The following is a 12,509-nucleotide window of genomic DNA, read 5'->3' on the forward strand; positions in this document are numbered from 1 at the left end:
TTATAATAATGTCCCGGTTCTTGAAAGAATTATTTTTATTAAAATTAGCCAAGAGTTATTATATTAACAGACAGTTAATTTTCTCATTAATTAAAAGAGACATAATTTCCAAATATAAGGGATCAGTGTTTGGAGTATTATGGTCATTTATCTATCCTGTCATGATGTTGGCAGTTTATACATTCGTATTTAGTGTCGTATTCAAATCAAGATGGCCTGGAGGAACAGAGTCCAAAACTGAGTTTGCTTTAATATTATTTTCGGGCTTAATGATATTTAATGTTTTTTCAGAATGTATTAGTCGATCTCCTGGGCTTATTGTAGGGAATGTTAATTACGTAAAAAAAGTTGTTTTTCCAATCGAAATATTACCTTTAGTAGTATTAGGGTCGTCGCTATTTCACTTCTTTATTGCTATTTTGGTATGGTTAATGTTTTATATGATATTTTTTGGTATTCCATCACATGAAATTGCATTAGTCCCTATAATCATCATACCATTAATGTTTATAATTTTAGGTTTGAGTTATTTTCTGGCCGCCCTTGGGGTTTATATCAGAGATATAGTACAGCTAATTGGTGTGTTAATTACAATGCTTATGTTTTTATCTCCTTTATTTTATCCGGTTTCAGCATTGCCTGTTGAATTCCAGCGCGCAATGGCACTCAATCCATTAACCTATGCCATTGAAGAAGTCCGTGCCGTATTGATATTTAATAAAAATATTCAGTGGCATGGTTGGTTGAATGAATTAATCATCGGCTTGATGTTTTTAATATTCGGAAATGCATTTTTCCGTAAAACTAAAAAAGGATTCGCTGATGTCTTGTAATGATAATGAAGTAATTAGTGTTAATGACCTGAGTAAGTATTACGATGTCTATGACAATCCATTGCATTGCCTGCTAAATTCTTTATTTCCTGGAAGGAAAACGTCAGTACAGAAATTTGGTGCCTTGAAAAATGTTAGCTTTAAAATAAAAAAAGGCGAAACAGTCGGGATAATAGGTCGTAACGGTTCAGGCAAATCAACATTATTACAATTGATCTGCGGAACACTCAATCCCAGCTCCGGCTCTGTCAATGTCAATGGACGGATTGCAGCATTACTCGAATTAGGATCTGGATTTAATCCAGAATTCACTGGTCGCGAGAACGTGTATTTAAACGGAGCTATTTTAGGTCTGGACCATAAAACGATTGAACAAAAATTCTCAGATATCGAAAAATTCGCCGATATAGGAACTTTCATTGATAATCCCATCAAAACATATTCAAGCGGTATGGTTGTACGCCTAGCATTCGCTACTGCAATACATGTTGATCCTGATATCCTGATCGTTGATGAAGCCTTAGCTGTTGGTGATACAGCATTTCAACAAAAATGTCTCAATAGAATCAGAGAAATGCAGAAAAAAGGGGTCTCAATACTCTTAGTTACGCATTCAAGTAATACACTTATCGAATATTGTGACCGGGGAATATATCTCAAGAAAGGCGATTTACTTCTTGATGGCGATTGTCGCGATGTAGTTAAGAAATATGCAGATGATTTAGTAGAAGAAGAAGGTGGTACTATTGCTATAAGCCCGGTTATAGAAAATGAAGATATTAAAGCCGAAGCTATTGAGCAAGAGCCTTCTGCTAAAGTTGAATTGCTTAAAGTCACATTAAGTAATGAAAAAAAAGAAATGAAGTCTAATTTTAATTTTGGAGATAAGGTTTATATTACTCTCACTATTAAGGTTACCGAGTATATAGAAAAACCATGTTTCGGTGTTCAATTGTCAAGTGTCGACGGAATTGCTTTATGGAGTGCATCGACACAATCCCTTGGAGTTAATCTTGAACCTCTTAATAAAGGGATACATAAATTCACGTGGACATTAACAACAAATTTCTCAGGTAATAGATATATAATTGCTCTGGGAGTAGGTTTAATCGATAACGGCGAATATAAAAGAACGCATCGATTGGATTATGCTGGGCATTTTGATGTAATGCCAGTACCTCATTCTGGTTCAGGTTGGTTAGCGCCACTGCCATTATTTATGTCGGGAGATAACTAATGAAAAAGAAGGTTGCAGTATGTGGCTGGTATGGGCCTGGTAACTTCGGTGATGAGTTAATACTAAATACTCTTATTAATTGGATTCATGCAAATAATGCAGAAGTTGTAGTCTTAAGTTTTGCACCAGAAGAAACTGCGACTCTCCATTCCGTTGAAGCCATTGATATTCTTGATGTTGAAAAAGTTAATGCCTTAATTAACGGTGTTGATCTTTTGATCATCGGCGGGGGAGGTCTATTTCAAACATATCAAGATTTTAGTTACCTGGGGCTGTTGGACCAGTTTAAGTCAGATGTGTCAGTTTATCTTAGACCAGCACTGTTAGCTCATCAGTATAACTGTCCAGTTGTAATGTGGAGTCAGGGTCTGGGTCCTTTAGAAACATTAGAGGGACAAAAATTAATAAAAGATGTCTTTTCAAAGTCTGCATATATAAGCGTTAGAGACAACGATTCAGTGCTTTTATTGAAAGATCTTGGTGTTGAATCTGAAGTTGTAGTAGCTCCTGATCCGGTTTGGAATTGTGATATCGATAAATTTGTAACTGACCAGAGTGTTGCAGATTCTCATTTGATTAACATTACGCTAATTATTAGACCTTGGGTTTTTGATGAGGGCTGGGAAGAAACATTTATCCAAGCGATTTCTAACACATTTGATCCTGAAAAAGTTAAGTTAAAGTGGTTGCCTTTTCAACCAAACGAAATATATGAAAGATCATCTAGCGATGTTCCTTTTATTAATTCATTAATCGATAGGCTCCCTGCATATAATAATGAAATAATAATACCTACCTCATTTAATGAACTTGTTGATTATATGAAATCGTCTGACAAGATTATTGCAATGAGATTGCATGCGCAGATATTAGCTATACTATTAAAAAAGCCTGTTATTTGCATAGAATATGAAAAGAAAATGGTTTTGCAATCTGATTCTTTGCAGTTATCTAATCAATATAGATTGAAATTAGCTGAACCTCTTGAACGATGGGAACAAATATTCACTAATTTGCTGACTCTAGATTCATCCCCTGTAGAAGAAAAAATAATTGATGAGCATATTAGTAATGCGACTAAACATCGTGATTTAATAAATAGAGTTTTAACGGAAATTCCAGTGTCAGCGCGTTCATTGGATCATGAGCCTCTGAGTTTGATATGGAAATTAAACAAAGTTGAAAATATATTAATCGAAACAAGAAAAGATTTAACTTTCGGACAGACGGCAGTAAATGAATTAATTGGACAGAAGCTTCTTTCTGATAAAATTTATTTTGATGAAAAAATCATAAGTGGTAGAGAGCATTTAAATGAACTCATCAAACATGATTTGCACCAATTAGTTAATAAGAGTCTAACGCAAGTTGTTAATGAGAAATTAGCCGTCGATGCATCATTTTACAATGATAAGCTTTTAGTAGATAACAGTCTGCTATCTGATAAAATTATTATCGATAAAGATTTTTTTCAAGATAAATTAATTATTGATAAAGCATTTCTAAATGATAAAATTATTATTGACAAGCAGCATTTTTATAAGAGAGATAACATTGTGCTAAAAGCCGCTAAAGGAATGTTTGTAGAACCAAAAGTTACAACATATAAAATATTAAAGAAAGTCTATTGGTCTTTGCCCCCATCCTTAAGAAATAATCTTAATGGCTTAAGATTTAAAATAGTCAGAAACTTCCGTCAAACGCCCAATTCGTCCTATAATACAAATCCTGCTGTCACTACCAATGACGATTTATCTTGGGAGTATTTTAAGAATGAGGTCCTTAATAAAGGCAGCTATAAAGGTATTTTTATTCAAGAAATCGTTATTGATTGGGATGTCCCGTTATATCAACGTCCACAGCATATCGCATGTGCTCTGGGGCGTTTAGGTTATCTTGTAATTTATAGAACTGTGAATTGGTCGCACGATAGTGTTAACGGTTTCAGAGAAGTTGCGCCAAATGTTTGGCTGACCAACTCAAATCATGTCGATGAAATAAATAATACTGTTCGTTCATTCTATAGCACTGCTTATTCCCTGGCGCCAGATAATATCGACGCATTAAAACAAAATTCAACTATCATCTATGAATATATTGATCATATCGACCCAGCAATTAGTGGTGATGATGAAAATATTCGTAGGCTTCGTAATTTGCAGGAATATTGTTTTTCTGGTGGGGCGGATTATGTTGTCGCGTCAGCAAAAAAACTTGAACTGGAAGCCATTGAAGCCGTGGGTGCAGATAAAGTAATTCTTGCCCAGAATGGAGTTGATACTCGGCATTACCGCAATCCTAAACATGAAGAGTATCAGTTGCCAGAAAATTATATTCACTTTATAAATAAGTTTAATGGGAAATTGGTCGGCTATTTTGGTGCGCTTGCGCCATGGCTTTGGTACGATGAATTAGAAAAACTTGTTCTGGCAAGGCCAGACTTAGGGTTTGTATTTATTGGGCCTGATTATTATGGTGGTTCTGAAAAATTAGTTAAAGCTGATAATGTGCTTTATTTAGGAACTATTGATTATAAAGTATTACCCGCTTATGCAAAGAAATTTGACATTTGTTTTATTCCATTTTTCCCTGGTGAAATTGCCAGAACAACTTCACCGTTAAAATTATTCGAGTATTTTGCTTTAGAGAAACCTGTAGTCGTTACCTCAGAAATGAATGAATGCGTTGCATTTGATGAGGTATTCCATGGCAGTAGCGCGGCGGAGTTTTCAGACAAAATTGATCAGGCTCTTGCAATCAAGGATGAGCCTCTCTTTAGAGGAAGAATGGCGCAGTTAGCAGACCAAAATGATTGGGACGCTCGTGCAAAAGAAATGTCTAAAGTATTCAAATAATTAGGAAACAGTAATGAAAAAGATCATGTGCGTTATTGGTACGCGGCCTGAAGCTATCAAAATGGCTCCAGTTGTACATGCACTAAAAAAAGATGGTAACTTTGATGTTTGTGTACTAGCAACAGCACAGCATCGAGATCTTTTAGATCAAGCTTTTGCATTGTTTAATATAAAAGCCGATTATGATTTGAATGTCATGACGCCGGGGCAGACATTACCCGAACTCACTGCTCGTTTAATGCTTAGTTTAAACAGCACACTTGAGGAGTTCAATCCCGATATGGTTATTGCTCAGGGTGATACAACGACTGTTTTTGTTACCTCATTAGCTTGCTTTTATAAAAAAATACCTTTTGCGCACCTTGAAGCAGGCTTGAGAACACACGATCTTTATTCACCGTTTCCCGAAGAGGCGAATCGCATTCTTGCTGGACACTTAGCTTGTTTACATTTTGCTCCGACAGCAGTTTCAAAAAATAATTTATTGAGAGAAGGGATTTCCGAGTCACAAATTCATATTACAGGTAATACTGTAATTGATGCTCTACTTGATACAGCTGAAAAAGATTTTGATTTAGGCGTTAAAATCCCAGAAAATAGTAGGATGGTGCTAGTAACTTCACATCGCCGTGAAAATTTTGGTCAGCCAATGGAAAACATCTGCCAGGCGATTTTGAAACTGGTCGATGCTTATCCTGATATATTTGTATTATTTCCTGTGCACCCTAATCCTAATGTCCAAAATGCTACTAATAAATATTTAAAAGACCATAACCGTATCAAGCTGGTTAATCCTTTTGATTATGGTCCTTTCGTTTCGGCAATCAAAAAATCATTTTTAATTTTAACCGATTCTGGAGGGGTACAGGAGGAAGCGCCTGCTCTTGGCAAACCAGTATTAGTGCTTAGAAGAGATACTGAACGCCCTGAAGCAGTGACAGAAGGCGTAGTTAAATTAGTTGGTACTGAAGTTGAAGACATTGTCAGAGAGGCTTCATTATTGCTTTCTTCAACTGAAGAATATAATAAGATGGCGCTTGGCGCATCACCCTATGGTGATGGAAAATCAAGTGAACGCATTGTCAAAATTGTTCATGATTACTTTAAACTCTAATTTCGATGAAACTTGTATATGTATCACCTGTACCCTGGGAAAGTATTAGCCAGCGGCCTCATTTTTTTGCTAAAACGGCATTAGATAATGGTATTGAGGAAGTACTTTGGATAGACCCTTATCCTAGCCGTTTACCAAATCTGGGTGATCTACGTCCGGGGCGTCATGCCCCGGAACCGCAAGGTATGCCGTTACTACCAGGCATGAAGATTATAAAACCTGGTTTTATAGTGCCGTGTGAACCTTACGGTTTTTTATTTGATAACATTAATCGAAGCAAATTAAAGGCATTACATGCTTCAATTGATAATTTTCGAGATAGTAAAACTATATTAACAATTGGTAAACCGTGTTCTTTTGCGCTGGATTTATGTAAGAGGTATAAGTGGTATCAAATGTGGTTTGATGCTATGGATGATTTCCCCTCGTTTTATCAAGGTGTTTCAAAAAATGCAATGAAACGTCATGAAAAACATCTTTCTGAACTGGTTGACAAGATACTTTGCTCAAGCCATGCTCTGCTTGACAAATTTTCAAATACAAATAAAACACAATTAATTCTTAATGCTTGCTCAAATCAAAATGTGAAATTTGTTTCCCAAGAGTGTAATCAACGCTTTACTTTTGGATATATTGGTACATTAGCGAGTTGGTTTGATTGGGAATGGTTAGAAAACCTTTCACAAATAAATGAAAACAGTATCATTAGACTTATTGGTCCAGTTAAAGGAAAAATCCCGTCATTGTTACCCAGAAATATATTCATTGAACCTCCTGTTGAACATTCTCAAGTTATGTCTTTATTGTCTACATTCGATGCTGCATTAATACCTTTCAAACAAAATGAAATTACAAAATATGTTGATCCGGTAAAGTTTTACGAATATGCACTCGCTGAAAAAACGATTATTTCAACTTCGTTTGGTGAAATGCCTTGGCATTATAACGAGTTTTCAAAAGGAAATTTAAGTCCCGGTTTTACTGCTCCTGAGGGAAGTCTAATATTTCCTCCTATTTATAATGCAAATGAGCTTGTGCCGCGTTGGAACGATCGTTTTGCAAGTTTGTTTATATAAGATATTATTTTATGATCAATATATAGTTGTTAATAAAGAATGCAAAAAAATATATATCTGCGAGTGCTATGATCGGCGACTTTTTAACAGTGGCAATACCATTCCCAATTGCGATAGTATGATATAAATTGTGTTAGATAAGAAAACTCTTATCTAATGAAAACACCTGACAGGAGTACATAATGTCCAAGCAACAGATCGGCGTTGTCGGTATGGCAGTGATGGGGCGTAACCTTGCGCTGAACATCGAAAGCCGTGGCTATACCGTATCCATTTTCAACCGCTCCCGTGAAAAAACCGAAGAAGTCGTTGCCGAAAACCCGGGCAAAAAATTGGTTCCTTACTATACCGTTCAGGAGTTCGTTGAGTCTCTGGAAACGCCGCGTCGCATCCTGTTGATGGTTAAAGCGGGTGAAGGTACTGATAAAGCGATTGAATCCCTCAAACCTTATCTGGATAAAGGCGACATCATCATCGATGGCGGTAACACCTTCTTCCACGACACCATTCGTCGTAACCGTGAACTGTCCGCTGAAGGCTTTAACTTTATCGGTACTGGTGTTTCCGGTGGTGAAGAAGGGGCCCTCAAAGGTCCTTCCATTATGCCTGGCGGCCAGAAAGAGGCGTATGAGCTGGTTGCACCTATCCTGAAACAAATTGCAGCCGTTGCGGAAGATGGTGAACCGTGCGTGACTTATATTGGCGCTGATGGCGCAGGTCACTATGTGAAAATGGTTCATAACGGCATCGAGTACGGCGATATGCAGCTTATCGCCGAAGCATACTCCCTGCTCAAGCATGGCCTGAACCTTTCTAACCCGGAACTGGCAGAAACCTTTACCGAGTGGAACAAAGGTGAATTGAGCAGCTACCTTATTGACATCACTAAAGACATCTTCACTAAAAAAGATGAAGACGGTATCTATCTGGTCGATGTGATCCTGGATGAAGCAGCTAACAAAGGCACCGGTAAATGGACTAGCCAGAGCTCTCTGGATCTTGGTGAGCCGCTGTCCCTGATCACTGAGTCTGTATTCGCACGTTATATCTCTTCCCTTAAAGAGCAGCGCGTTGCGGCATCCAAAGTGCTGAGTGGCCCGGACGCCAGGCCGTTTACAGGCGACAAAGCAGAGTTCATCGAAAAAGTTCGCCGCGCACTGTACCTCGGCAAAATTGTTTCTTATGCTCAGGGCTTCTCTCAGCTGCGTGCTGCCTCTGAAGAAAACAACTGGAACCTGAACTACGGTGAGATCGCAAAAATCTTCCGTGCCGGTTGCATTATTCGTGCTCAGTTCCTGCAAAAAATCACCGACGCCTATGCAGAAAATCCGTCTATCGCTAACTTGCTGTTAGCGCCGTATTTCAAAAAAGCAGCGGACGATTATCAGCAAGCACTGCGTGATGTCGTGGCCTATGCCGTTCAGAATGGTATCCCGACACCAACTTTCTCTGCCGCTATCGCTTATTACGATAGCTACCGCGCTGCCGTGCTGCCTGCCAACCTGATTCAGGCGCAGCGTGATTATTTTGGTGCGCATACCTATAAGCGTACTGATAAAGAAGGTGTATTCCACACTGAATGGCTGGAAGATTAATTTCTTTCACACAAATTAAAAGGCCGGTCATCCCGGCCTTTTTTACATCCTACTACTTATGCCTTCCCCGCAAATTCTCAATCACCGCCCCTAAATCCAGCTCCTGATCCTGTAGCAGCACCATCAAGTGATACATCAAATCAGACGCTTCATTCGTCAGCTCTTCGCGGTCGTTCACCGTCGCAGCCAGCGCGGTTTCCACGCCTTCTTCACCTACCTTCTGCGCGATACGCTTCGTCCCGCTGGCATACAGCTTAGCGGTATAGGAGCTGGACGGATCTGCATGCTTGCGTTCCGCCAGCAGCTGTTCCAACTGATACAAGAAGTGCCACTGGTGATGCACATCGCCAAAGCAGCTGGACGTTCCCTTGTGGCAGGTCGGGCCGATGGGATTCGCCAGCACCAGCAGGGTGTCGTTGTCGCAATCCGGCGTAATGCTCACCACGTTGAGGAAGTTTCCTGAAGTTTCGCCTTTGGTCCATAAACGCTGTTTGGTACGCGAATAAAAGGTGACTTTACCGGTTTCCTGGGTATGAGCCAGCGCTTCGCCGTTCATATATCCCAGCATCAGCACTTCGCCGGACACGGCATGTTGCACTACAACCGGCAGCAAACCGCCGGTTTTTTCAAAATCCAGTTGCTCAGTTAACATACCCGAATCTCCACTCCCTGTAGCGCCAGGAACGCCTTAAGTTCATTGATATTAATAATCTGCTTATGGAATACCGACGCGGCCAGCGCGCCGTCCACCTCGGCATCACGGAAGGCTTCTAAGAAGTGCTCCATGGTGCCCGCGCCGCCGGAGGCGATCATCGGTACATGGCAAACGTCGCGGACTTTTTTCAGTTGCACCAGATCATAGCCGTTACGCACGCCATCCTGGTTCATCATATTCAGCACGATTTCACCCGCGCCGCGCTTTTGCACTTCCTGTACCCAATCCAGCGTTTCCCATTGGGTGACGCGGGTGCGGCTTTCATCGCCCGTGTATTGATTGACGTGATACTTGCCGGTTTGCTCATCAAACCAGGTATCAATGCCTACCACGATGCACTGCACGCCGAAGCGATCCGCCAGGCGGGTAATCAGTTCGGGGTCAGCCAGGGCAGGGGAGTTAATGGATATCTTATCCGCGCCGAAGGAGAGGATCTGTGCCGCATCTTCCGGGGTTTTGATCCCGCCCGCTACGCAGAAGGGAATATCGATCACTTCCGCGACGCGCGACACCCAGCTCTTATCGACCACGCGGCCATCGCTTGAAGCGGTGATATCGTAGAATACCAGCTCGTCCGCGCCTTCTTCGGCGTAGCGTCTGGCCAGCGGAACGATATCGCCGATGATCTCATGGTTGCGAAACTGCACGCCTTTCACGACCTGGCCATCACGCACGTCCAGGCAGGGGATTATCCGTTTTGCCAGCATTGTACAGCCTCCGCGACGGTGAATTTGCCTTCCAGCAGTGCGCGTCCGACGATCACGCCTTTAACACCACTGCCTTTTAATGCCTCAATATCTTCGATGCCACCAATCCCGCCGGAAGCCTGAAACGCGACGGACGGGAAGCGGGCACACACTTCTTTATACAGCTCGACGTTAGAGCCTTTTAGCGTGCCGTCCTTTGAAATATCAGTACACAGCACATGCTTTAAGCCGACCGGCAGGAACGTATCCACCAGTTCTTCCAGCGTCACGCCGGAATTCTCCTGCCAGCCGCTTACCGCCACCTGTTTCGTGCCGTTTTCGTCAATGCGAACATCCAGCGCCAGCACCAGGTGTTCTGCGCCAAAACGCGCAAACCAGCCTTTGACCCGCTCAGGAGATTTCACCGCGGTGGAGCCCACCACAACACGCGTTGCCCCCGCGTCCAGCAGCGCCGCGACATCCTCTTCAGTACGCACGCCGCCACCAACCTGCACCGGCACGCTGACGCCCGCCAGTAACGTTTTCAGTAGCGGGATCTGGCGCTTCGCCGGATCTTTCGCCCCGGTCAGGTCGACAAGGTGCAGCACTTCGGCCCCTTCCGCCTGATACGCCTGTAAACGCGGCAGCGGGTCATTGCCGTAATCGCGCTGCTGGCCGTAATCGCCCTGATGCAGGCGTACCACCGTGCCGTCAATCAAATCTAAAGCCGGGATAATCATTTACATCTCCAGGAAATTTTTCAGCAGCTGCGCACCCGCGGCACCCGAACGTTCAGGGTGAAATTGCACGCCGTAGAAATTATCTTTCTGTACCGCCGCAGTAAACGGCTCGCCATAGTTGCACTGCGCGATGGTGTAAGTATTCACCGGCATAGCGTAACTGTGGACGAAATAGAAATAGGCACCGTCCTCAATGCCGTTAAACAGGCGATTGCCCGCTTTCGGGTAGACGCGGTTCCAGCCCATATGCGGCAGCGGCAGGCCGAAATCGGTCATTTTGGGCACCGCTTCGTCGATAATCCCGAGGGTTTCCACGCCCTGATTTTCCTCACTGCGTGAGCCGAGCAGTTGCATCCCGAGGCAGATCCCCAGCACCGGTTGGGTGCAGGCTTTGATCAGGTCGATCAACTCACGCTCGCGCAGCTGATCCATCGCGGCCTGCGCGGTGCCGACGCCCGGCAGAAAAAGCTTGTCGGCACGCAGCACCACATCGGCGTCACGGCTGACCTGCGGCTCATAGCCGAGGCGTTGGACCGCCCATTTCACTGACGACAGGTTGGCGCATCCGGTATCCAGAATCACCACATCCATTACAGCACTCCTTTCGACGACGGAAGCGTATCGCCTTCCACGCGGATCGCCTGGCGCAGGGTGCGGCCAAAGGCTTTAAACAGGCTTTCCACGCGATGATGATCGTTTTTACCTTTGGTTTTCAGGTGCAGGGTCACGCCCATGGTGTAAGAGAGCGAACGGAAAAAGTGCTCGACCATTTCAGTGCTCAGATCGCCAACGCGCTGGAAGGTGAAATCCGCTTTGTATTCGAGGTGTGGACGGCCAGAAATATCCAGCGCGCAGCGCGCCAGGCATTCGTCCATCGGCAGCACAAAACCGAAACGTGCGATGCCGCGTTTATCGCCCAGCGCCAGTTTTAGCGCTTCGCCCAGCGCCAGGCCGGTATCTTCGACAGTGTGGTGATCGTCAATATACAGATCGCCTTTCACCGTGATGTTCATGCGAAAACCGCCGTGCGTGGCAATTTGGTCCAGCATATGGTCGAAGAAGCCGACGCCAGTGTGGATTTTGCTGCCGCCTTCACGGTCCAGCCACACTTCCACCTCAATCTGGGTCTCTTTGGTGTTGCGCTCGACGCGGGCGTAGCGGTCGCGGCGGGTCAGCTGCTCGGCGATTTTCGCCCAGCCCAGTTCATCGCGGTGGTAGCGCAGGCCGGTAATGCCCATATTTTCCGCCAGTTCGATGTCGGTCGCCCGGTCGCCAATCACATAGCTGTTGGCGCGATCCAGCGCGTCTTCCGCAAGGTATGCCGTCACCAGTTGGGTTTTCGGCTTACGGCAGTCGCAGTTGTCCGCTGGCAAGTGCGGACAAATCAGCACCTCGTCGAAATTCACGCCCTGGGAGGTAAAAATCTGCATCATCAGATTGTGCGGGCCGTCGAAATCATCCTGCGGAAAGCTGGATGTGCCGAGGCCGTCCTGGTTCGTGATCATTACCAGCTTGTAACCCGCGTCCTGTAGCTTGCGCAACTGCGGGATCACGTCCGGCTCCAGCGCCAGCTTGTTAAAACGGTCGACCTGAAAATCTTCCGGCGGTTCTGAAATCAAGGTGCCATCACGGTCAATAAAGAGGATCTTCTGACTCAT

11 protein-coding genes are annotated in these 12,509 nt (G+C 43.6%); 6 read left to right on the plus strand and 5 right to left on the minus strand.

Going from position 1 to position 12,509, the window contains the following annotated elements; genetic code table 11:
- The first annotated feature begins 8 nt into the window (after nt 1-8).
- The 6 genes from ACVV26_RS08170 (at nt 9) to gnd (ending at nt 8,710) form a co-directional block, all read left to right on the plus strand.
- The gene (locus ACVV26_RS08170) at nt 9-833 is read left to right on the plus strand and encodes an ABC transporter permease (protein ID WP_474800901.1); all 825 of its coding nucleotides are present in this window, start codon (nt 9-11) and stop codon (nt 831-833) included.
- Entirely contained in the window at nt 823-2,070 is a 1,248-nt protein-coding gene (locus ACVV26_RS08175; protein ID WP_474800902.1) for an ABC transporter ATP-binding protein, read from the plus strand. The genes ACVV26_RS08170 and ACVV26_RS08175 overlap by 11 nt, the downstream gene beginning before the upstream one ends.
- Nucleotides 2,070-4,925, plus strand: a complete 2,856-nt coding sequence (locus ACVV26_RS08180) for a polysaccharide pyruvyl transferase family protein (protein ID WP_474800903.1) — start codon at nt 2,070-2,072, stop codon at nt 4,923-4,925. The genes ACVV26_RS08175 and ACVV26_RS08180 overlap by 1 nt, the downstream gene beginning before the upstream one ends.
- Nucleotides 4,926-4,938: 13 nt before the next feature.
- A complete protein-coding gene (wecB, locus tag ACVV26_RS08185) occupies nt 4,939-6,039 on the plus strand; it encodes a non-hydrolyzing UDP-N-acetylglucosamine 2-epimerase (RefSeq protein WP_474800904.1) in 1,101 nt (366 codons plus the stop codon).
- A 5-nt stretch (nt 6,040-6,044) separates the two neighbouring features.
- A complete protein-coding gene (locus ACVV26_RS08190; protein WP_474800905.1) occupies nt 6,045-7,115 on the plus strand; it encodes a glycosyltransferase family protein in 1,071 nt (356 codons plus the stop codon).
- A gap of 182 nt (nt 7,116-7,297) precedes the next feature.
- Entirely contained in the window at nt 7,298-8,710 is a 1,413-nt protein-coding gene (gene gnd / locus ACVV26_RS08195; RefSeq protein WP_474800906.1) for an NADP-dependent phosphogluconate dehydrogenase, read from the plus strand.
- Between the two features lie 52 nt (nt 8,711-8,762).
- Here the strand turns inward: gnd and hisIE are convergent, their stop codons facing one another.
- Genes hisIE through hisB form a run of 5 tightly spaced genes read right to left on the minus strand, consistent with a single transcriptional unit; the run spans nt 8,763 to nt 12,509 of the window.
- Nucleotides 8,763-9,362: a bifunctional phosphoribosyl-AMP cyclohydrolase/phosphoribosyl-ATP diphosphatase HisIE gene (hisIE, locus tag ACVV26_RS08200; RefSeq protein WP_474800907.1), complete on the minus strand. Its 600-nt coding sequence runs from the start codon at nt 9,360-9,362 to the stop codon at nt 8,763-8,765.
- Nucleotides 9,356-10,132: an imidazole glycerol phosphate synthase subunit HisF gene (hisF, locus tag ACVV26_RS08205; protein WP_474800908.1), complete on the minus strand. Its 777-nt coding sequence runs from the start codon at nt 10,130-10,132 to the stop codon at nt 9,356-9,358. Before hisF ends, hisIE begins: the two co-directional genes overlap by 7 nt.
- On the minus strand, nt 10,114-10,851 hold the full coding sequence (gene hisA / locus ACVV26_RS08210; protein ID WP_474800909.1) for a 1-(5-phosphoribosyl)-5-[(5-phosphoribosylamino)methylideneamino]imidazole-4-carboxamide isomerase: 738 nt from the start codon (nt 10,849-10,851) through the stop codon (nt 10,114-10,116). The genes hisF and hisA overlap by 19 nt, the downstream gene beginning before the upstream one ends.
- The gene (gene hisH / locus ACVV26_RS08215; RefSeq protein WP_474800910.1) at nt 10,852-11,442 is read right to left on the minus strand and encodes an imidazole glycerol phosphate synthase subunit HisH; all 591 of its coding nucleotides are present in this window, start codon (nt 11,440-11,442) and stop codon (nt 10,852-10,854) included.
- The gene (gene hisB, locus ACVV26_RS08220; RefSeq protein ID WP_312981233.1) at nt 11,442-12,509 is read right to left on the minus strand and encodes a bifunctional histidinol-phosphatase/imidazoleglycerol-phosphate dehydratase HisB; all 1,068 of its coding nucleotides are present in this window, start codon (nt 12,507-12,509) and stop codon (nt 11,442-11,444) included. Before hisB ends, hisH begins: the two co-directional genes overlap by 1 nt.

This window comes from Atlantibacter sp. MEI4A-1023 (assembly GCF_056155425.1).